Origin of the sequence: Devosia sp. Root635, from assembly GCF_001427605.1 — a bacterium.
Taxonomy (GTDB): Bacteria; Pseudomonadota; Alphaproteobacteria; order Rhizobiales; family Devosiaceae; genus Devosia.
Map to the genome: position 1 here is coordinate 166,371 of NZ_LMGZ01000001.1, position 20,910 is coordinate 187,280.

The following is a 20,910-nucleotide window of genomic DNA, read 5'->3' on the forward strand; positions in this document are numbered from 1 at the left end:
ACATGAGCGACAAGACCATTCTCACCGTCAACGACATGACCTGCAGCCACTGCGTCGGCACCGTGCGCAAGGCGCTGGAAGATGCGCTGCCGGGGGCGGAGATTTCGGTGAGCCTGGATACGCACCGGGTGGAATTCACCGGCGATCGCGCCAAGGGCGAGGCCGCCATCCGCGAGGCGGGCTATACGCCGGAAGCGGTTTAGGAGACATCGCGCCACGCCCTCGTGGTTCGAGGCGCCAAGAAGCGCACCTCACCATGAGGGCTACTCAAACATCGCGCTCCCAGTAGCCCTCATGGTGAGGCGGGAGCGCAGCGACCCTCGAACCACGAGGGCGTGGCACCAAACACAAAGGGCGCCCAGTGGGCGCCCTTCGCATTCCGTCCTCGTTCGCCATTCGGGCATAGCCCTCATGGCCTTCTCACCTCAAATCGTTCCACTGGAGCAATTTGCCCTGCGGGACGGCTCGAAGATCAGAACGGGCTGTCGGCGTCGAGGAATTCATCGACATTGTCGGCCGTGATGACCGTCGAGTCGAGGATATAGCGGCCAGCGACCTGGATGCCGCCGGTGAAGTGCGACGTCGTCAGCTCGATGGCCGTGGCGATCATGGCCGGGCTGTAGCTCACGTCGATCGGGGTCAAGGCATCGCCGGCCTGCACGCGCTGCAGGATCTGCTGCATGCCGGCGCCGCCCACCACGAACATTTCGCCTTCGCGGCCAGCCTGCTTGATTGCCTCGATGGCGCCCAGGGAGATGTCGTCGTCCTGCGTCCACACGCCCTTGATGTCGGGGAAGCGGGTCAGGAAGTCCTGCATCACCTTGAAGCCGTCATCGCGGTTCCAGTTGGCGAATTCGTCGTCCAGCACCGTGATGTTGGTGCCTTCGATGCCGCCCATGAAGCCATCGAAGCGCTGCTGGTCGATCGGGATCGGCAGGCCGCGCAGGATGACGATATTGCCGCCTTCCGGCAGGGCTTCCTTGAAGTAGGCTGCGGCGTTGGCGCCCAGGCCCGGATTGTCGCCGGCCACGTAGAGGTTTTCCACGCCATCGATCGAAAGCTGGCGGTCAACCACGGTGACGAACTTGCCGGCATCCTTGACCTGCTTGATGGCCGAAGTCATCGCGTCCGGATCGCCGGGCAGGATGACCAGGGCGTCGATGCCGCGTGTTGCGACCATGTCTTCGATATCGCCGATCTGCTTGGGCGCATCGGCGGCCGAAGCGAACACGAATTCGACATTCGGATAGGTTGCGCCGAGGCGTTCGATGGCCTGCTGGGCGAAGTAGTTGACGCCGCCGGTCCAGCCGTGGTCGGCCGCCGGCACGGAGACGCCGATGGTGACCTTGTCCTGTGCGACGGCAATGCCGCCCAGGCTGGTGGTAAGCACCGCCGCCGCCAATAGGGATTTCGCCAGTTTCATTTCAGTCCTCCCGTAAGTGCCCGTTCTTGGGCGATGTGAAATTGTCCGTCAGGTGCGGCGGCCGCCACGCTGCAGCAGCACTGCGAGAATGATGATGACGCCCTGGAAGGCCCCATTAAGGTAGGGGCTGATGAAGCTCTGCAGGTTGAGGATGTTGCCGATGAGGCCCAGGATCACCACGCCCACCACGGTTCCCCAGATGCGGCCATAGCCGCCCTTGAGCGTGGTGCCACCGATAATCACCCCGGCAATGGCTTCGAGTTCCCACAGCACGCCGGTCGTGCTCGACGCCGAGCCGAGGCGCGGCACGTAGAGCAGCACGGCCACGCCCACCAGCACACCCTGCAGGATGTAGGTCATGAGCCGCACGTTATCGACGTTGATCGACGAATAGCGGGCCACCTGCTCGTTGGAGCCGATAGCAGCGCAGTAGCGGCCGAAGGCGGTATAGCGCATGGCGATTTCGCCGCCGATTGCCACCAGGGCAAAGACGATGATCGGATAGGGCACGCCGAGCAGCCCATCGTAATAGACCGGGCGATAGACGTCGGCGACGTTGAAGTTGAGCGACAGCGTGCCCCCGTTGGCGAGGAAGGTCACCAGCGAGCGGAAGATGCCCATCGTGCCCAGCGTGACGATGAACGCCTCGATGCGGCCTCGCGTGATCATCAACCCGTTGAAGACGCCCGCCACCCCACCGAGCAGCAGCCCCGACAGCATGCCGGCAATCACCACGCTCCAGCCGATGCCGAGGCTGGGGATCAGCCAGTTCATCACCATGATCATCACGCCGGCAATCACCGCGGCCATCGAACCGACCGACAGGTCGAGCCCCCCGGCGGTGATGACGAAGGTGGCGCCGATGGCGATGATGCCGATGAAGCTCGACCGCGCCAGCACGTTGGTCAGGTTATTGTAGCTCAGGAAATTCTCGTTGAGCGAGATGCCGAGCAGCACCAGCAGGGCAAGCGCCAGCAAGGGCCCGACCGTCTTGAGATCGAGGCGGAATGCCCGCTTGGGTTTTGCCGAAATATCAGGCGCTGATGCGCTCATCGTGTCCACTCTGCTTAATGCCGGCGGCGTACCGCATGATTTCTGCTTCGGTGATCTCGGCGCCTTCCAGCACGCCGGCGAGGCGTCCTTCGCGCATGACCACCACGCGGTGGCTGAGGCCGATCACCTCCTGCATCTCCGAGGAGATGAGGATGATGGATTTCCCTTCGGCCGCCAGCGCCGCGATGATGTGGTAGATCTGCTGCTTGGTGCCGACATCGATGCCGCGGGTCGGCTCGTCCATGATGATGATGTCGGGCTCGCTTTCCATGGTCTTGCCCAGCATCAGCTTCTGCTGGTTGCCGCCCGACAGCCGACCCACCGCCACCGAGGCGTCGCGCGCCCGGATGTCGAAACGCCGCGTCGCCCGCTCCAGCGCCCGCTCCTCGGAGGAGCCGTCGAGGAAACCCAGCCGCAGGTGGCGCTTGAGCGTCAGCAGCGTCAGGTTGGGCCGCAGGCCCATATTGAGCAGCAATCCCTTGCCTTTGCGATCCTTGGTCATGTAGGCGAGGCCCGCATCGACCGACTGAGCGACCCGCGTGAAGTTGACCGGCTTGCCGTCGAGCGCGATCTCGCCTTCGCTGCGATGGACCAGGCCCACCACAGCCTCGGCTACCGCCGTCCGGCCCGAGCCGATCAGCCCGGCAAAGCCCAGGATTTCACCCTTGCGCAGGTCGAAGGAGATGGTCTTGACGCCCGCCGCCACCAGGTTGCGCACACCGAGCACCACCGGGGCATCGACATCGGGTTCGTGCTTGGGCGGATAGAGATTGGAGAGTTCGCGGCCCACCATCATCTGGGCGATGGAATCGGGCGTCAGCGCTTCGGTGCCGATGGTGGCGATCAGCTGCCCGTCGCGCAGCACCGTCACCCGGTCGGCCAGTTCCATGATCTCGTCGAGCTTGTGGGAAATGAAGATCACCGCGACGCCACGCGCCGTCAGTCGCCTTATCTGCTCGAACAGCGTCTGCGTCTCAGCCACCGACAGCACCGCTGTCGGCTCGTCCATGATCAGCACCCGCGCGTCGCGGCTGATGGCCTTGGCGATTTCCACCATCTGCTTGTCGGCGACCGACAGCGTATTGATGCGCGCGTCGGGATCGACATGCACATGCAGCATTTCCATCACGGCTTGGGCGCGCCTGCGCATCTCGCGCAGGTCGAGGAAGCCAAAGCGCTTGATCTCACGGCCAAGGAAGATCGACTCGGACACCGTGAGGTCCTCGGCCAGGTTCAGTTCCTGGTGGATGAGCACGATGCCCAGGGCCTCGGCCGCGCCATTGGGCGGCAGCACCACGGTCTGGCCGTCATACTTGATGGCGCCCGAAGTCGGCTGCTCAATGCCGCTGAGAATCTTGATGAGGGTGGATTTGCCCGCGCCGTTCTCGCCGATCACGGCATGAACTTCGCCGGGGCGAATGTCGAAGTCGACGCTGAACAGCACCGGGATCTCGCCGAACGACTTGGATATCCTGTTGGCTGACAGGATAGCAGGCGCGGGCGTGCCCTCGGCGCTGGTCATGGTGAAGTCCCCTCCCCGGACGCAGCGGATTTCCATCCGTCTCTTCGTCCTTGGCCAGTGATGTAAAGGTTTTCATGAATGATGTAAAGGTTTACACAAACGGAAAACGGTATATCCGTATCGGGAGGGTCTGGCGCGCGTCGCGGCATCTGCTACAGGCAGCAAACGCGGGCGCCAAAGGGTGCGCGGGGCGGCATGGCGTAAGTGGACAGTCAACCAAAAGTGCTGCACCAGAAACTGGCTACCATTGAGGATGTCGCGGCGATTGCCGGCGTATCCATCGCCACGGTGAGCCGCGCCATCAACGAACCGACCAAGGTGGCCGACGAGACCCGTCGCCGCGTCAACGAGGCCATCGCCCGCACCGGCTACACCACCAATGCCATGGCGCGCTCGCTGCGCATGCGCCGCTCCAACATGATCCTGATTCTGGCGCCCGACGTGGGCGACCCGAACTTCTCCAATATCCTGGTCGGCCTCGAAACCGAGGCCAGCAAGCGCGGCTATGGCGTGCTGATCGGCAATACCCAGAACGACGCCACGCGCGAGACCGACTATCTGCGTTTCATCAGTTCCAACCAGGCCGATGGGCTGATCCTGTTCACCGGCCACCTGCCCTATGGCTTTGGCAGCGACAGCGGCGAGTCCCGGCTGCCGCCCATGGTCGCGGTCAACGAGCCGGTTTCCGACAGCGACGTGCCTTTTGTCGGGGTGGACAATTTCGAGGGGGCCCGTGTCGCCACCGAGCACCTGATTTCCCAGGGGCACAAGCGCATCGCCTTTATCGGCAAGTCGACCAGCAAGGCGGTGAACCAGTTGCGCGAAGAGGGTTATCGCGCCGCCCTGGCCGGGGCCGGCCTCGCCATCGATCCGCGGCTGATCCTGCAGGGCGACGGCACCACCGAATCCGGCCGCCAGGCCACCGAGCACATGTTCGTTCGCGACGTGCTGCCCACCGCCTTCTTCTGCGTCAACGACGCCACCGCCCTGGGCGTCATCATCTCCCTCAATGCCCGCAAATACGACCTGCCCCGCCAGTTCTCGGTGATGGGCTTCGACGACATTTCCTTCGCCAGCTTCGTCACCCCCTCGCTGACCACCATGAAACAGCCCCGCCTCAAGATCGGCGAGGAAGCCATGGACCTGTTGCTGGCCTTGCTCGAAGGCAAACCACCGCGGAAAAAGGACGTGCTTTTGCGCGCCGAGCTGATCGTGCGGAACTCGGTGAGCCGGGTGGGAAGGGATTAGCGGCGGGCAATGCTGCAACATCCACGGAACCCACCCTCCCCTCGAGGGGAGGGAAGCGAGATAGGACTTAGCGTCAGCTAAGTCCGTGATCGAGCAGGGTGGGGGTATGGTTCCGCAAACCCGGAGCCCGTGGCTCTAATACCCCTTCTTCGCCAGCCACGCCTTCATCCACGCAATCTCCTCCTCCTGCGCGGCGATAACGGCTTCGGCCAATGCCTTCACCTCCGGATCCATGCCATGTTCCAGCACCACGCGCGCCATGTCCACCGCCCCCTGGTGGTGCGGGATCATGCCGAGGATGAAGTCCAAGTCGGCGTCGCCGGTATAGTCGATATCCATATCCGCGTGCATACGGGCATTGGCCTGCTTGTAGCCGGTGGTCGCCGCGCTGTCGGCGGCCATGGCGCCGTGGCCGGAATGGTCCTGCGCCAGGGCCGGCACGGCGAGGCCGGCCAGCAGGATGGACGCGATCATCAGGGCTTTCATCGAAGTCTCCTTGGGTTGATGATCCGTCCTGCCGGATTGCCCGATGGGAAGGTCAAGCGCATTGACAGCGCCCGCCCGAATTGTTACTTAACTATATGCTTAACCAACAATCCAATCTCGACCTCATGTTCCAGGCGCTGGCCGATCCGACGCGCCGCGCCATGATCGACCGCCTCAGCCGCGGCCCCGCCTCGGTCAGCGAACTGGCCAAGCCCTTCGCCATGTCGCTGCCCGCCGTGGTGCAGCACCTGCAGGCGCTGGAACATTCGGGCCTGGTGACCTCCCAGAAGGTCGGCCGCGTGCGCACCGTGCAGATCCAGCCCGATACGCTGAGCCTGGCCGAACAATGGATCAACGACCGCCGCACCGCCTGGTCGCGGCGTCTGGACCGCCTTGGCGACTTCCTTGCCGAAACGGCGGACGAACCGGAGATCGAAACGTGACGCCCCGCACCATCACCCATGGCAGCTTCACCCTTGAGCGCCGCTACAAGGCCACGCCAGCCCGCGTCTACAAGGCGCTGAGCGACGAGGCCAGCAAGCAGAAATGGTTCACCCCGCCCGAGACCTGGGGCAAGGACGAGCACAAGCTGGATTTCCGCGTGGGCGGCATCGAGACCAGCGTGGGTGGCCCCATTGGCGGCCCGGTCCACAAGTTCCGCGCCATCTATCAGGACATCGTGCCCAACGAGCGCATCATCTATTCCTACGACATGCACCTGGACGACACGCGTATCTCGGTCTCGCTGTCCAGTTTCGAGATCAGGCCGGATGGCGACCACACCATTCTCGTCATGAACGAGCACGGCGCCTATCTCGACGGCTTCGCCGCCGATGGCAACGACCTGCGCCGCGAGGGCACCGGGGAATTGCTCAACAAGCTGGGCCTCTATCTCGAGCGCGAAGGCATGAACTGATTCACGCCAATCTCGCAGTCGACACCCTCCCCCTTGCGGGGAGGGATCAAGGGTGGGGGGTGTTTGGCCCCGATATCCGGGCCAGCCGCCACCCCCTCCCAACCTCCCCCGTCACGGGGAGGTGCCGCCCGGCGGATGGGGAGAGTTAGCTACTTCGCCTTCAGCCGCGCCAATATCTCGTCGAACTTCACCATGCTCGCATTGGCGCCCCATTCCATGCCTGTCGCCACGATGGCGTCGCGCGACGCGATGGAGTCCACATTGCTGACGGAGCGGTACCAGGTCTTGCCGTCGCGCTCCTCGAAGTGGTGCTCCTCATAGAATTGCGAGTCCTCCTCGAACTGGCCCTCCACGACGAAGGTGTTGCGGATCAGCGTCTTCGGTTCGACAGCCAGATAGGTGCCGTAAAACACGATTTCCGAGCCGTCGCTCATGGTCGAGATCACCCGCCACTTGCCGCCGGTCCGCACGTCATATTCGACAACCGCATTGTCCTCGCGCGGCCCGAACCAATAGGCCACATGCTCCTTTTCGGTCCACACCTTCCAGACCAGCGCCAGCGGCGCATCGAAGGTACGCGACATGATGATGAGCGGCTGGTCGGCGGGCAGTTCGGTCTTGAACGGGTTGGGGAAGCTCTGGGCGTTCATGAGAAGTCTCCTCAGTTCTTGCTGTCGGTTTCGGGGGTCTGCAATTTCGTGAGATAGGCATCGAGCTGATCGAGGTTCTGCTCCCAGAATTTGCGATAGAACTCGACCAGGCCGGCGACATCGCGCATCGGCGCCGCCTCCAGTTTGCAGGGGCGCCACTGCGCCTGCCTGCCACGGCTGACCAGCCCCGCCCCTTCCAGCACCTTGATATGCTTGGAGACGGCAGCCAGCGTCATGTCGAAAGGTTCAGCCAGCTCGTTGACGCTTGCCTCCCCCAGCGCCAGCCGGGCCAGAATGGCGCGTCGGGTCGGGTCGGCAAGGGCAGCGAGCGTGGTACTCAGCGGATCGGCCATTTTCATTCAACCGTTTTGTATAATACTAATTGGTTGAATACTGCCGATCGACCTGCTTGTCAACACCCCCTGCCGCAGGGCAAGGAAGCGGCTATGAAAACCATCCTCATCGTGGGCATCGGCAGCGGCAATCCCGAGCACCTGACGGTGCAGGCCATCAACGCGCTCAACCGCGCCGATATACTGTTCATTCCCGACAAGGGCGCTGGCAAGGCTGACCTGGCCGAATTGCGCCGCGATATCGTCGCCCGCTATGTCACCAATCCGGCCAGCCGAACGGTGGGATATGCAGTACCCCGCCGCGACGCCGCCAATCCCGACTACGGCGCCGGCGTCGATGCCTGGCACGCCGCCCTGGCCGAAATTTTCCGCGCCCTGCTCGCCCAAGTCCCCCACAACGGCGCCGGCGCCTTCCTGGTCTGGGGCGATCCGGGCCTCTACGATTCCACCATCCGTATCGTCGAGCGCCTGCGCGCCGATCACGCCATCGAAATCATCCCCGGCATTTCAGCCATCCAGGCCCTCACCGCCGCCCACGGCATCGCACTGAACCGCATCGGCGAACCCGTCCACATCACCACCGGCCGCAAGCTGGGCGCGGTGGAGGACGATACAATCGTCATGCTCGACGGCCAAACCGCCTTCCTCAATGCCGACCCCGACCTCGACATCTTCTGGGGCGCCTATCTCGGCACGCCCGACGAAATCACCATTGCCGGCCGCCTGGGCGATGTGCGCGACAAGATCGTCACCACCCGCAAAGCCGCACGGCAACAGCACGGCTGGATCATGGACACCTACCTGCTCCGCAAGCGGGGTTCCTGACCAGGAGTGGAGCCCACCCTCCCCCTTGAGGGGAGGGAAGCGAGATAGGACTTAGCTTCAGCTAAGTCCGTTGAATCGAGCAGGGTGGGGGTGGCGAACTCTCCACGAACGCCGTGTTTGCGGCGCCCGCCGACACCCCCTCCCTAGCTCTGCCAAGGCCTTGCGGGCCAGGCGTCGCTACCCCTCCCCTCAAGGGGGACGGTGAGATCGGTGACTCCCCATTTCCCCCCTGCCCCCAATCCGCTAGAACCTCCCCATGGCCCTCATCCTCCCCATCGCAGCAAGCCGCCGCGGCGCCTGTCCGTCGCTCGACGCGCCGATGCAGACCGGCGATGGCCTGCTGGCCCGCCTGCGCATCAAAGGCGGCCGCCTGACACCCACGCAGCTTTCCCGCATTGCCGCCCTCGCCGGCGAACACGGCAACGGCCTGGTCGAAATCTCCGCCCGCGGCAATCTCCAGGTCCGCGGCCTCACCCCCGCCTCCGCAGCCCCCTTCGCCCGCGCCATCGGGGCCCTCGCCACCATCGAACGCGGCCTCGTGGTCGAGACTCCGCCACTGGCCGGCGACGACCCCACGGAGATCGACGATCCGCGCCCCCTCGCCGGCTCGATCCGCGCCGCAGCCACCCTACTCTCAGCCCGGCTCGGCCCCAAGGTCACCGTCATCGTCGACGGCAATGGCAAGCTGAACCTCTCCTCGCTCAAGGCCGATATTCGCCTCACGGCCATCGGCTCGGGCCAATGGGCCTGTTCGGTTGGCGGACGGAGCGATGTGATCCTGCGCAATGACGCGCTGATGATCACCTTGCGCCACCTGCGCCAGATTGCCGATCTGGGCCTCGCCGCTCGCGCCACCGACCTGCCGGGTGCCGCCGCCAGGCCCCACCGCGCCCAGTCCATCTCGCCCATCGGCACCCTCGCCCTGCGCGACCAGACCGCCACCGGCATCGCCCTGCCCTTCGGCAGCAGCGACCACGCCGCGCTCGCCGCCCTGGCCGAAGCCGCCATGCGCCACGGCATCACTGAATTCCGCCTAGCCCCGCATCACGCTTTGCTCGCGACAGGCGCGCCGCCCGCCTTTGCCGCCGCGGCCGAAGTCCTCGGCTTCGTCACCGCCCCCGCCGACCCCCGCACCCGCATCAGCGCCTGTATCGGCAGCGACGGCTGCGCCTCCGGCCACGTCCCGGCCCGCACCGTCGCCGCGCGTCTCGCGCCCCATCTCGCCCCCGACACCACGCTCCACGTCTCCGGCTGCGCCAAGGGTTGCGCCCATCCACGCCCCGCCGATGTGACGCTGGTGGGCCAACCGGACGGCTATGGCCTTGTCATCGCGGGCATGGCGGGCGATACGCCACAGGCGCTGTTGCATGCAGACCAGCTTGAGTCCGCCGTCGCGCACCGCCAGGGATGACGATGCACCACTATGACTACATCAAGGATGGCGACGCGATTTACCGCCAGTCCTTCGCCATCATCCGCGAAGAGGCCGATCTTTCCGCCTTTTCGCCCGATGAGGCCGAACTCGCCATCCGCATGATCCACGCCGCCGGCTCGGTCGAGGCCGCCCGGCATTTTGAATTCGGCCCCGGCTTCGTCACCGCCGCCCGCGCGGCGCTGTCCGCTGGTGCCCCCATTTTCTGCGATGCCGAAATGGTCGCCCGCGGCGTCACCGCCGCCCGCCTGCCGGCCAAAAACGAAGTCATCTGTACCCTGCGCGATCCGCAGACGGCCACCATCGCCGCCGAGATCGGCAATACCCGCTCCGCCGCCGCCCTGCGCCTCTGGCTGCCGCGCCTCGCCGGGTCGATCGTCGCCATCGGCAATGCGCCCACCGCCCTGTTCTTCCTGCTCGAACTCCTGCGCGATGGCGCCCCGAAACCCGCAGCTATCATCGGCATGCCGGTCGGCTTTGTCGGCGCCGCTGAATCCAAGGCCGCGCTCGCCGAAGACTCCTATGGCGCCCCCTATGCAATCGTCCACGGCCGCCTCGGCGGCTCTGCGATGACGGCGGCCGCGCTCAATGCCCTGGCGAGGCCGGGCATATGAGGGGCAAACTCATCGGCGTCGGCACCGGGCCGGGCGATCCGGACCTGCTCACCCTAAAGGCCGTGCGCGCTATTGAAAGCGCCGACGTAATCGCCTGGTTCGCCAAGCAGGGCAATGCCAGCAATGCCCGCGCCATCGTGGCCGACCGCATCACCACCCAGATCGAGGAACAGCTAGGCTATCCGATCACAACAGAGATCGACCGCCGCCACGACGACTACAAATCCGCCACCACGGCCTTCTACGAAGAAGCCGCCGCCCGCATCGCCGCCCATCTCGATGCCGGCCGCACTGTCGGCGTGCTCAGCGAGGGCGACCCGCTCTTCTATGGCAGCTACATGCATCTCCACGTGCGCCTGGCCCATCGTTACGACACCGAAGTCATTCCAGGCATTACCGCCATGTCCGGCTGCTGGTCGCAGGCCGGCCTGCCGCTGGTGCAGGGCGACGACATTTTGTCCGTCCTCCCCGGCACGCTGGACGAAGTCGATCTCAGCACCCGCCTCAACAATAGTGATGGCGCCGTCATCATGAAGGTCGGCCGCAACCTGCCCAAGATCCGTCGTGCCATCGAAGCCGCCGGACGGCTCGATACCGCCGTCTATGTCGAGCGCGGCACCATGGCCCATGGCCACGCCATCCGCCTGGCCGACAAGCCAGACGATGTCGCCCCGTATTTCGCCATCGTCCTCGTCCCCGGCTGGAGCGGCAGGCCATGACCGGCAAGCTCACAATCGTCGGCACCGGCCCCGGCAATCCCGATCAGACCACGCCCGAGGCCACAGCCGCCATCGCGGCATCTCACGTGTTCTTCGGCTACGGCCCCTATCTCGACCGTCTCACCCTACGCCCCGACCAGCGCCGCGTCGCCTCCGACAACCGCGAGGAACTGGCCCGCGCCAAGGATGCGCTGCACACCGCCGCTTCGGGCGAGCAGGTCTGCGTCGTCTCCGGCGGCGATCCCGGCGTCTTCGCCATGGCCGCTGCCATTTGCGAAGCCATCGAAGCCGGGCCTCCCGCCTGGCGCGAAGTCGATCTCGCCATCGTCCCCGGCGTTACCGCCATGCTGGCCGTCGCCGCCCGTGCCGGCGCCCCTTTGGGCCACGATTTCTGCGCCATTTCCCTCTCCGACAATCTCAAGCCCTGGACCGTCATCGAGGCTCGCCTGCGCGCCGTCGCTTCTGCAGGCCTCGTCATCGCGCTCTACAACCCCATTTCCAAGGCCCGCCCATGGCAGCTCGGCACCGCCTTCGCCATCCTGCGCGAAGTCCTGCCCTGGACCACGCCGGTCATCTTCGGCCGCGCCGCCGGCCGGCCCGACGAGGCTATCACCGTGATGACCCTGGCCGAAGCCGATCCGACCCGCGCCGACATGGCCACCTGCGTCATCATCGGCTCCCCCGAAACGCGCATCATCGAACGGCCGGGCCTGCCCTCGCTGGTCTATTCCCCACGCTCCATCGGGGGCGGGTCATGACCTGGCTCTCCATCGTCGGCATCGGCGAAGACGGCCTCCCCGGCCTCGGCACCGCCGCCCGCACCGCCATCGCCAATGCCGAACACGTCTTCGGCGGCACCCGCCATCTCGACCTGGCCGCGTCAGCCATATCGGGCGAAGCGCATCCCTGGCCCACGCCCTTTTCGATCGAGCCCATCCTGGCCCTGCGCAACCGCAAGGTCTGCGTCCTCGCCTCCGGCGATCCGTTCCATCACGGCGTCGGCGCCACCCTTGCCCGCCATATCGACGCCAGCCAGATGCAGGTTTTCCCGCAACCCTCATCCTTCAGCCTCGCCGCCGCCCGCCTCGGTTGGCCGCTGCAGGATGTGCTGACCCTGTCGCTGCATGGCCGCCCGCTCGATCTCATCCGCCCCCATCTCCATCCCGGCGCCCGCATTCTCGCCTTGACCTCGGACGAACACGGCCCCGCCGCCCTAGCCAAGCTGCTCACCGAAGCCGGTTTCGGCATTTCCATCGTCACCGTGCTCGAAGCCCTCGGCGGCCCCAGCGAAACCGTGCGCACCAATGTCGCCATGAGCTTCGCCCTCACCGACATCAACAAGCTCAATATCTGCGCCATCAGCGTCGTCGCCCTGCCCGGCGCGCGCATCCTGCCGCTGACACCGGGCCGCGACGACGCTCTGTTCGAGCATGACGGCCAGATCACCAAGCGCGAAATCCGCGCCCTCACCCTATCCGCCCTCGCGCCAAGACGCGGCGAACTGCTGTGGGATATCGGCGCCGGCTCGGGCTCCGTGGCCATCGAATGGATGCTGGCCGACCCGAGCCTTGCCGCCATCGCCGTGGAAGCCGATCCCACCCGCGCCGCCCGCATTTCCCGCAATGCCAGCGCCTTCGGCACCCCCGGCCTCAAGCTGGTCATCGGCACCGCCCCCAATGCCCTGGCCGGCCTCGAACCACCCCACGCCATCTTCATCGGCGGCGGCGGCTCTGCTCCCGGCCTGCTCGACGCCGCCATCACCGCCCTCCGCCCCGGCGGGCGCCTCGTCGCCAATGCGGTCACGCTGGAAATGGAAGCGATCCTCCTGGCCCAGCACGCCGAACGCGGCGGCACCCTCACCCGCCTCTCAGTCGACCGCGCGGAGTCCATCGGCAGCAAGACGGGCTGGAAACCGGCCCGGCCGATAACGCAATGGGTATGGGTGAAGGAATGATGCACCGAGCTTTCTTAACCTCTCCCTTTGGGGGAGAGGTAAGGAGCAGCCATGACCATCCACTTCATCGGCGCCGGCCCCGGCGCGGCCGATCTCATCACCGTGCGCGGCATGAACCTCCTGCGCACCTGCCCCGTCTGCCTCTATGCCGGCTCCATCGTGCCGCCGGACATGCTGGCCTGGTGCGGGCCTGGCACCCGCCTGGTCGACACTGCCCCCCTCTCCCTCGACGAGATCGAGGCCGAATATATCAGCGCCCAAGCAGTGGGGCAGGATATCGCCCGCCTCCATTCCGGCGATCTGTCCGTGTGGAGCGCGGTGGCCGAGCAGATGCGCCGGCTCGACCGCCTCGGCATCCCCTATACGCTCACCCCCGGCGTCCCCGCCTTCGCCGCCGCAGCCGCCGCGCTCGGTCGTGAACTCACCATCCCCGCCGCAGCGCAGAGCCTGGTCCTCACGCGCATTTCCGGCCGCGCCTCGCCCATGCCCAATGGCGAAACGCTCGCCGCCTTCGGCGCCACCGGCGCGACTTTGGCGATCCATCTCGCCATTCACGCGCTCGACCGCGTCGTCGCCGAACTGACGCCGCTCTATGGCAAGGATTGCCCCGTCGCCGTGGTCTTCCACGCGTCCTGGCCCGACGAAAAGATCATTCGCGGCACGCTGGCCGACATCGAGGCGCGCTTCGCCGCCGACCCGGTGGAGCGCACGGCCATCATCTTCGTCGGCAAGGGCCTGGGCAAAAGCGATTTCCGCGAAAGCGCGCTCTACGACCCGGATTATCAGCGGCGATTCAGGGGCCGGGAATAGGCACCCCTTACCTCTCCCTTCGGGGGAGAGGTGAAGACCCGCCGCTGCTCGCCCGCAGCACCAGTTCCGGCTCGATCAGCGTCACCTCCGGCTCGGGCAGCGCATCCGCTCCGATCAGCCCGATCAGCCGGTCCACCGCCAGTTCCGTCACGGCATCCACCGCATAGTCGACGCTGCTGATCGGCGTGGCGGCATATTCGGCGAATTCGATATTGTCGAAGCCGACAATGGCCATGTCCTGGGGCACGCGCAGGCCGTTTTCCTGGCTCCAGCGCAGCGCGCCCAGCGCCAGGGAATCGGTGGCCGCCAGCAAAGCCGTCATGCCGGTGCCGCGCGCCATCAGGTCGGCCATGGCCGCGTAACCGGCGGCCACCGAATGGACCCGCGGCGTGGCCTGCAATCGCTCATCGGCGGCCAGGCCCGCCTCGGCCAAAGCCTGCCGATAGCCATCGGCCTTTTCCAGGTTCCCCCGTTCATGCCCGCCATCGACAAGGCCGATGCGGCGATGGCCGAGTTCGAGCAAATGGCGCACCGCCTTGTAGCCACCCCGCCGCGTATCCATGCTGACCACGTCGACACCGGCATCGGGGTCGCCCACCAGCAGCACGACCGGGTGGCCCGCCTGCCGCACGCGCCGCACATGGTCGAGATCGCGGTGACTGCACGGATAGATCAGCATGCCGTCCACCTGGCGCGAGCGGAACATCTCGATCACCGTCTTCTGCGCCTCGGGATCACCATTCGAGGTCGCGAACAGCGTCGAGTAGCCCCGCTCTGCCAGCCGCAATTCGATGGCCTGGGCCACACGCGTCAGCACCGGATTGGTGATCGAGGTCAGCACCAGCCCCACGGTCTTGGTCTCGCGGCTCACCAGCGACTTGGCGATATGGTTGGGCAGATAGTTCAGGGCCTCGGCCGCCTGCCGGATGGTCAGCCGGGTTTCCTCGGGGATGCGCGGGCTGTCGCGCAGGGCCAGCGACACGGTATTCACCGAGAAGCCGGTGCTGTCGGCGATGTCCTTAAGGCGAGTGATCGGTCTGCCCATGCCGGTCCCTTGTATTAGCGCTAACAGCCTCCTATCACTTCGGTTTCCCATTACCAAGTCGAGGCCGGCATGACCCAGCTTTCCATACCCGATCTCGCCGGCAAGGCCATCCTGGTCACCGGCGCCTCCACCGGCATCGGCGCGGCGCTCGCCAGGGCATTGGGGGCGCAGGGCGCCATGGTGGGCATCCACTACAATGCGAGCAAGGATGCCGCCGAGACCGTTGCCACTGCCGTCAAGGATGCCGGTGGCAAGGCATTCCTGGTGCGCGCCGATGCTTCCAGCTCCGCCGATATTGCCCGCGCGGTGGACGATACTGCCAGCGCCTTCGGCCGGCTCGATGGGTTGGTCAACAATGCCGGCGGCATGGTCGGCCGCATGAATTATGCCGATATGGATGACGCCTATTATGACAGCGTCATGGATCTCAATGGCCGTTCGGTAATAGCGGCCAGCCGCGCCGCCATCCCCCATCTCAAGCGTCAGGGCGGCTTCATCATCAACACCAGCTCCATCGCGGCGCGCAACGGCGCGAGCAATGGCGCCGGGCTCTACGGCTCCTCCAAGGCCCTGGTCTCCAACATCACCCGCGGCATGGCCAAGGAACTGATCGGCTTCGGCATCCGCGTCAATGCGGTGGCGCCGGGCGTCATCGATACGCCCTTCCACGAGCGCTATTCCACCCAGGCCCAGCTCAAGGCCAATATCGCCACCATCCCCCAGGCCCGCATGGGCACCGCCGAAGAATGCGTCGGCGCCTACCTGTTCCTCGCCGCGGAAAGCCTCTCCGGCTACATCATCGGCCAGGTCATCGAGGTCAATGGCGGCCAGTTGATGCCGTAACATCTCCATCTCTCCCYCCAAGGGAGAGGTGAAGAGACCTTCACGCCAGCAACCCCGCTTCCAGCGCATCGTCCCAGTCGATGGCCCCCGGCCGGCCGAGCAAAAATCCCTGTGCCTCGTTGCAGCCTTCCAGCTTCAGCACTTCGAGCTGGGCCCGCGTCTCGACGCCTTCGGCCAGAACCGGCACATGCAGGCTGCGTCCCAATGCCAGGATGGCGCGGACGATGGCCTTGGACTGCTCGTTGTCCTCGACTTCGTCCATGAACGAACGATCGAGCTTGATCTTGTCGAAGGGGAAGCTGCGCAGCGTATCGAGCGAGGAATAACCGGTGCCGAAATCGTCGATGGCGATGGAGACGCCCATGGCCTTGATCTGCCGCAGGATGTGCAAAGCGCGCTGCTTGTCGGCGATGATCGAGGTTTCCGTCACCTCCAGCTCCAGCCGCTCCGGCGACAGCCCGGACAGGATGAGCACGCTGCGCACGGTGTCGATCAGTTCCACCTGGGCCAGTTGCAGGCCCGAAATGTTGACCGCGATCTTGTAGGGCTCGGGCCATGACGCGGCCTCAAGGCAGGCCATTTTCAGCACCCAGTTGCCGATGGCGCCAATGGCGCCGCATTCCTCGGCCACCGGAATGAAGTCGGCCGGCGAGACATTGCCATGCCCCGGACGCTCCCAGCGCAGCAGCACTTCGTAGCCGGTAATGTCCCCGGTCGCGACCGATTTCTGCACCTGGTAGGCCAGGTAGAAAGCGTTCTGTTCCAGCGCCGCCCAGATGTCGCGCGCCATGTCGCGGCGCTGGCGGGCATGCTCGTCCATCTCGCTTTCGTAATAGGCGACGCGACGGTCGAATTCGGCCTTGGCGCGATACATGGCGAGGTCGGCATTGTTGAGCAGCTTCGAGCGATCCGCCCCGTCCTCGGGATAGATCGCCACCCCGATGCTGCCGCCGGTATTGATCGCCGAGCCGTCGATCACCAGCCGGGTAAACAGAGCCGCCTCAAGCCGCGCCAGGAATTCGCGCACCGCATCCATCGACGTGAAGCTCTTGAGCGCCGCGAATTCGTCGCCGCCCAGCCGCGCCACCAGTTCGCCGTCCTTGAGACCCTCGCTCAGCCGTGCGGCCAGGGTCTTGAGCACCACGTCGCCGGCGGCGTGGCCATAGCTGTCATTGACCTCCTTGAAGCGGTCGAGGTCGATGGCGATCACCGCCAGGTTGTTGTCGCTCTCCTCGGCATTGGCCAGGGCCGCGTCGAAGTGTTCGTTGAACATGGCGCGGTTGGGCAGGCCGGTCAGGCCGTCATGCCGCGCCAGATGGGCAATCGCCGCGGCGCTGCGCTGCCGCTCGGTGATGTCGTCCACCGTCGACACCCAGGAGCCGTCGCCGACCGGGCTGTGATTGATGCGCAGGGTGCGTTCATCGGAGAACGTGTGGACGATCTCGCCGCCCTTGCCCCGGATCAGCGGCATATGCTGTTCCAGCACCCGTTCGGTGAGCTCGTCGAGATTGTCCGGGGCCTCGCCGCGCCCGACAATGGTCAACTGGCAGATGTCGCGGAATGACAGCCCCGCCAGGTCGCGCTCCGGATCGATGCCGAGCAATTGCGGCAGGCGAGCATTGTAGAGCCGCAAATGACCCTCGCCGTCGTAGAGGCTCAGCCCCTGCGCCATATGGGTCATGGCCAGTTCGAGCCGGCTGGTCGCCTCGTTGATACGCTCGGCGTCGCGCAATTGCCGCTCGCGCTCGCGCGCCGTGCGGCGGCGGTCGGCCTCGTCGAGCAATACGCTGCCGAGCGCCGCCCCCAGGATCAGCACCGAAATGAAGGCCAAGGCCACGGCCAGCCAGCCATTGTGGATGCTGCCATTGGCGACGAGCGGGAAGCAGCGGGAGAAATCGGCGGCGCCCATGGCGGTGAAGTGCATGGCGCAGATGGCCAGCGTCAGCAGCCCCGCCCCGCCGAGCAGCCGGCGAGTGCCGGTGCCCATGGCGCTGACGAAGGCCAGCCCGCCCAGCACGATGCCGGCCAGGATGGAGGTGGTGATCATCGCCGGGTTCCAGCCGAGGTCGCCGCCCATCACCAGCGCGGCGATACCAGCATAATGCATGCTGGAAATGGCGACACCCACCACGGCGCCGCCGAGAAAATGATCGGCCGCGCTGCTGCCGCGGATGGCCATGGCGATGCCGGCGCCGCAGACGAGAATGGCGATAAGCAGCGAGGTTGTCGTCAGGCCGACATCATAGCTCAGCGTGAAGCCGGGCCGGAACGCCAGCACGGCGACGAAATGGGTAGCCCAGATGCCGAAGCCCACTGCCAGCGCAGCCACCACGGTCCAGGTCAGCCGCACCCGCCCCTGGGCACGATGGGCGTGCCGCAGCAGCCCGACGCAGGCATAGGAAGACACCAGGCACACGACGGCCGCCAGGACGACCAGGCCGAGGTCGTGACCACGCAGGAAAAAATCTATGACTGACAACAGGGTAGGATCCGAGGAGGTAGCGTCCTCAGGATAAGCGTTTCCACTTAAGCAGCAGTTACGAAGGGAATGCGCCTTTTCACCGTCCTCGATCGCGATTGCTCTGCCCCGAAGGGAGAGGTGAGATTCAGTGTGCCGCCGGCCCGATCAGCCGCGAGCGGATGGCGTTGGACACATTGTCGAACAGGAACACCACGCCCAGGATCAGCAGCACCATATAGGCCACCTTGTCCCAGTCCGAATTGGTGCCCATGGCCTCGAGCAGCTTGAGCCCGATGCCCCCTGCCCCCACCGCGCCAATGATCGTGGCCGAGCGGGTATTGCTCTCCCAGAAATACAGCGACTGGGAAATGAACACCGGCAGCACCTGCGGCACCACGCCGAAGCGGTTGACCGAGGCCGGGCTCGCGCCGACCGATTTGACGCCCTCGCGCTGCTTGTCGTCCACATTTTCCAGCGCCTCGGCATAGACCTTGCCCAGCGCGCCGGTATCGGTGAAGAAAATCGCCGCAATGCCGGGAATGGGCCCCGGCCCGAAGCCGCGGGTGAAGAACAGAGCCCAGATGAGCATGTCGATGGAGCGCAGGAAATCGAAGCCGCGCTTCATCAGCCAGTTGGCCGCCCGGTTCGGCGTAATGGTCCGCGCCGCGACAAAGGCCAGCGGGAAGGCCACCAGCGTCGCAAACAGCGTGCCGACAAAGGCCATGACCAAAGTCTGCATCAGCTTGGCGAGAATATCGGCATGCTGCCAGGCCCGGTTGCCCAGCCATTCGCTCAACACCTGCTGGCCATGGCCGCTGAACACCAGCCCCACCGTATCGAACAGGTCATTGCCCCAGAGCGGCGAGCGCGGATCGTAGAGGAAATTGGCCCAGCCCAGGAACCGCCGCTGCACCGCCACCTGGTTGTCGCGGATTTCCGCCTGCCCGGCAAAGCCGTAAGAAACGAGCACTTTGCTGCCGTCCTGCTCGATGTTTGCCGGCGGATTTCTCGGTGCAAGCACGCCATTGTCTGTGATCATGACCGGCCAGGCCACGCCATCCACGTAGACATCGACCTGCGTTGTGGAAATCTCCAGCCGGTCATCCGCGCTGCCGAAGGTGGCGGTCATGCTGCCGTCGTCATGCGGGGTCAGCCAGTCGATTTCGGCGCCCTCGGCATATTGGCCGCGGCTCGACCATTGCGGCACCACCGCGCCATCCTCGAAGCGCAGGCGCGGCTGGGCCCGCCAGCTATACCAGTCCTGGATGTAGATGCCCGCGCGGTCCCATTTGCCGTTCTGCAAGGCCGGGCCGACGCTGAAGAAAAACCAGCAGAACACCAGATAAGCCACCGTCAGCCCGACGCCGAGCAACAAACCCCAGCGGCGGAAAAAGCCCTGGCGGAACACGGCGGGATATTTGCTTTCGAGCCGGTTGCGTTCGGCGGCGCTGATCGCGGTCATCATGCTGCTCCCCGGCCCAGTTCGAACGATTGGTTGCCCACCAGCCGGCGCCGCAGCCAGCCCGAAAACTGATCGATACAGACGATGGTCACCAGCAGGAGGATGACGATGGCATAGGTCTTGGCGGCATGGTCGCGGCCGATCGACAGGCGGAATACTTCGCCGATGCCGCCGCCGCCCACCGCGCCGATAATGGTCGAGGCGCGCACATTGATTTCGGTACGCAGCAAGGTGTAGCTGACGAAATTGGGCAGGACCTGCGGCAGGATGGCGAAGCGCACCCGCTCCAGCCGGGTCGCCCCCACCGAGCGCAGCCCTTCCTCGGGCTTCATGTCGGCATTCTCGACCACTTCGAAGAACAGCTTGCCCAGCGCGCCGATCGTATGCAGCGACACCGCCGCGATGGCCGCGATCGGTCCGATGGACAGCACCGCCGTCAAAAGCCCCGCAATGACGATTTCGGGAAAGGCGCGCAAAACTTCCATGATGCGCCGCACCACCCAGCGTACCACGCCCGCGCCGACCAGGTTGGTGGCGGCGAAAAAGCACAGGCAGAAGGCCAGCGAGCCGCCGATAATGGTCGAGACCACGGCGATATTGACCGTGATGATGAGCTGGTAGACGAAATTGGGAATATAGAGGCTCTCGGTCAGGTAGTGCCGATCCGAGGTGTAGTCGAATTTCAGCGACCCGTCGTAATAGGGCGACTCGATATCGAACATGGCCCGGAAGATTTCGAGCGGATCGTTCGGCACGAAATTTTTCAGGAAATCAAACAGATACGGGATGCGGTCGAAGAACTTTCCCGAATTCGCCGCATTGGCATAGTTCATCGCCGCCAGCAGCGCGACAACCACCAGTGCCACGCCAATCACCGAATAGACCCGCCGCGTCAGCACCTGGCTGCGATAGTGCCGCAACAGGGTTTCACTGGCCGGGGAAAGCGGCGGGATATGTGCGATGTCGGCCATTGCCTATGGGTCTCCAAAGCCTCAGTCGACACCCTCCCCCTTGCGGGGAGGGATCAAGGGTGGGGGACGGTTGGCCACGATGCACATCGTGGCTCCCAACACCCCCTCCCAACCTCCCCCGTC

The 20,910-nt window shown here is 65.4% G+C and carries 22 protein-coding genes; 12 read left to right on the forward strand and 10 right to left on the reverse strand.

The features are described from left to right. Positions 1-2 precede the first annotated feature (2 nt). Positions 3-203 (forward strand): heavy-metal-associated domain-containing protein, encoded by a 201-nt coding sequence (locus tag ASD80_RS00790; RefSeq protein ID WP_056227558.1) that lies wholly within the window; start codon positions 3-5, stop codon positions 201-203. Between the two features lie 269 nt (positions 204-472). Here ASD80_RS00790 and ASD80_RS00795 read toward each other — a convergent pair whose 3' ends face one another. The 3 genes from ASD80_RS00795 to ASD80_RS00805 are packed head-to-tail and all read right to left on the reverse strand — an operon-like array spanning position 473 to position 3,998. Further along, positions 473-1,423, reverse strand: a complete 951-nt coding sequence (locus ASD80_RS00795; protein WP_056227561.1) for a substrate-binding domain-containing protein — start codon at positions 1,421-1,423, stop codon at positions 473-475. 48 nt (positions 1,424-1,471) lie between these two features. After that, the gene (locus ASD80_RS00800; RefSeq protein WP_056228202.1) at positions 1,472-2,476 is read right to left on the reverse strand and encodes an ABC transporter permease; all 1,005 of its coding nucleotides are present in this window, start codon (positions 2,474-2,476) and stop codon (positions 1,472-1,474) included. After that, positions 2,457-3,998 (reverse strand): sugar ABC transporter ATP-binding protein, encoded by a 1,542-nt coding sequence (locus ASD80_RS00805; RefSeq protein ID WP_056227565.1) that lies wholly within the window; start codon positions 3,996-3,998, stop codon positions 2,457-2,459. The genes ASD80_RS00800 and ASD80_RS00805 overlap by 20 nt, the downstream gene beginning before the upstream one ends. 204 nt (positions 3,999-4,202) lie before the next feature. Between ASD80_RS00805 and ASD80_RS00810 the strand changes: the two genes are divergently transcribed. Beyond that, entirely contained in the window at positions 4,203-5,246 is a 1,044-nt protein-coding gene (locus tag ASD80_RS00810; protein WP_244488897.1) for a LacI family DNA-binding transcriptional regulator, read from the forward strand. A gap of 135 nt (positions 5,247-5,381) precedes the next feature. Here ASD80_RS00810 and ASD80_RS00815 read toward each other — a convergent pair whose 3' ends face one another. Next, positions 5,382-5,732 (reverse strand): DUF305 domain-containing protein, encoded by a 351-nt coding sequence (locus ASD80_RS00815; protein ID WP_056227571.1) that lies wholly within the window; start codon positions 5,730-5,732, stop codon positions 5,382-5,384. Positions 5,733-5,827: 95 nt separating this feature from the next. On the opposite strand from ASD80_RS00815, the gene ASD80_RS00820 reads away from it, so the two are divergent. After that, positions 5,828-6,175, forward strand: a complete 348-nt coding sequence (locus ASD80_RS00820; RefSeq protein WP_056227574.1) for an ArsR/SmtB family transcription factor — start codon at positions 5,828-5,830, stop codon at positions 6,173-6,175. Further along, positions 6,172-6,648, forward strand: coding sequence for an SRPBCC family protein (locus ASD80_RS00825; protein ID WP_056227577.1), 477 nt, complete (start codon positions 6,172-6,174; stop codon positions 6,646-6,648). The genes ASD80_RS00820 and ASD80_RS00825 overlap by 4 nt, the downstream gene beginning before the upstream one ends. 149 nt (positions 6,649-6,797) lie before the next feature. Here the strand turns inward: ASD80_RS00825 and ASD80_RS00830 are convergent, their stop codons facing one another. Together ASD80_RS00830 and ASD80_RS00835 are read right to left on the reverse strand one after the other, a co-directional pair. Then, positions 6,798-7,298: an SRPBCC domain-containing protein gene (locus ASD80_RS00830; protein ID WP_056227579.1), complete on the reverse strand. Its 501-nt coding sequence runs from the start codon at positions 7,296-7,298 to the stop codon at positions 6,798-6,800. An 11-nt stretch (positions 7,299-7,309) separates the two neighbouring features. Continuing rightward, positions 7,310-7,651: an ArsR/SmtB family transcription factor gene (locus ASD80_RS00835; protein WP_056228204.1), complete on the reverse strand. Its 342-nt coding sequence runs from the start codon at positions 7,649-7,651 to the stop codon at positions 7,310-7,312. Between the two features lie 93 nt (positions 7,652-7,744). On the opposite strand from ASD80_RS00835, the gene cobF reads away from it, so the two are divergent. From cobF to cobM, 7 genes are all read left to right on the forward strand, one after another. Further along, positions 7,745-8,476 (forward strand): precorrin-6A synthase (deacetylating), encoded by a 732-nt coding sequence (gene cobF / locus ASD80_RS00840; RefSeq protein ID WP_056227582.1) that lies wholly within the window; start codon positions 7,745-7,747, stop codon positions 8,474-8,476. A gap of 256 nt (positions 8,477-8,732) precedes the next feature. After that, positions 8,733-9,887, forward strand: a complete 1,155-nt coding sequence (cobG, locus tag ASD80_RS00845; RefSeq protein WP_056227586.1) for a precorrin-3B synthase — start codon at positions 8,733-8,735, stop codon at positions 9,885-9,887. A 2-nt stretch (positions 9,888-9,889) separates the two neighbouring features. Next, entirely contained in the window at positions 9,890-10,522 is a 633-nt protein-coding gene (locus tag ASD80_RS00850) for a precorrin-8X methylmutase (protein ID WP_056227589.1), read from the forward strand. Continuing rightward, complete coding sequence (locus ASD80_RS00855; RefSeq protein WP_056227592.1) at positions 10,519-11,241, forward strand: precorrin-2 C(20)-methyltransferase; 723 nt, start codon at positions 10,519-10,521, stop codon at positions 11,239-11,241. The genes ASD80_RS00850 and ASD80_RS00855 overlap by 4 nt, the downstream gene beginning before the upstream one ends. Beyond that, positions 11,238-11,999, forward strand: a complete 762-nt coding sequence (locus tag ASD80_RS00860) for a precorrin-3B C(17)-methyltransferase (protein WP_056227595.1) — start codon at positions 11,238-11,240, stop codon at positions 11,997-11,999. The genes ASD80_RS00855 and ASD80_RS00860 overlap by 4 nt, the downstream gene beginning before the upstream one ends. Beyond that, positions 11,996-13,195, forward strand: a complete 1,200-nt coding sequence (locus ASD80_RS00865) for a bifunctional cobalt-precorrin-7 (C(5))-methyltransferase/cobalt-precorrin-6B (C(15))-methyltransferase (RefSeq protein ID WP_056227597.1) — start codon at positions 11,996-11,998, stop codon at positions 13,193-13,195. Before ASD80_RS00860 ends, ASD80_RS00865 begins: the two co-directional genes overlap by 4 nt. 51 nt (positions 13,196-13,246) lie before the next feature. Further along, on the forward strand, positions 13,247-14,005 hold the full coding sequence (gene cobM / locus ASD80_RS00870) for a precorrin-4 C(11)-methyltransferase (RefSeq protein ID WP_056227600.1): 759 nt from the start codon (positions 13,247-13,249) through the stop codon (positions 14,003-14,005). Between the two features lie 7 nt (positions 14,006-14,012). Here the strand turns inward: cobM and ASD80_RS00875 are convergent, their stop codons facing one another. Beyond that, positions 14,013-15,050 carry a LacI family DNA-binding transcriptional regulator gene (locus ASD80_RS00875; RefSeq protein ID WP_056227603.1) on the reverse strand — a complete coding sequence of 346 codons (1,038 nt, stop codon included), beginning with the start codon at positions 15,048-15,050 and terminating at the stop codon, positions 14,013-14,015. A gap of 69 nt (positions 15,051-15,119) precedes the next feature. On the opposite strand from ASD80_RS00875, the gene ASD80_RS00880 reads away from it, so the two are divergent. Then, positions 15,120-15,893, forward strand: a complete 774-nt coding sequence (locus ASD80_RS00880; protein ID WP_056227606.1) for an SDR family NAD(P)-dependent oxidoreductase — start codon at positions 15,120-15,122, stop codon at positions 15,891-15,893. 40 nt (positions 15,894-15,933) lie between these two features. Here the strand turns inward: ASD80_RS00880 and ASD80_RS00885 are convergent, their stop codons facing one another. The 3 genes from ASD80_RS00885 to phnE (ASD80_RS00895) all read right to left on the reverse strand — a co-directional run bounded on the left by ASD80_RS00885 (position 15,934) and on the right by phnE (ASD80_RS00895) (position 20,787). After that, a complete protein-coding gene (locus ASD80_RS00885) occupies positions 15,934-18,372 on the reverse strand; it encodes an EAL domain-containing protein (RefSeq protein WP_082554954.1) in 2,439 nt (812 codons plus the stop codon). A gap of 127 nt (positions 18,373-18,499) precedes the next feature. After that, the gene (phnE, locus tag ASD80_RS00890; protein ID WP_056228206.1) at positions 18,500-19,816 is read right to left on the reverse strand and encodes a phosphonate ABC transporter, permease protein PhnE; all 1,317 of its coding nucleotides are present in this window, start codon (positions 19,814-19,816) and stop codon (positions 18,500-18,502) included. After that, complete coding sequence (gene phnE, locus ASD80_RS00895) at positions 19,816-20,787, reverse strand: phosphonate ABC transporter, permease protein PhnE (protein ID WP_056227610.1); 972 nt, start codon at positions 20,785-20,787, stop codon at positions 19,816-19,818. Before phnE (ASD80_RS00895) ends, phnE (ASD80_RS00890) begins: the two co-directional genes overlap by 1 nt. Between the last annotated feature and the right edge of the window lie 123 nt (positions 20,788-20,910).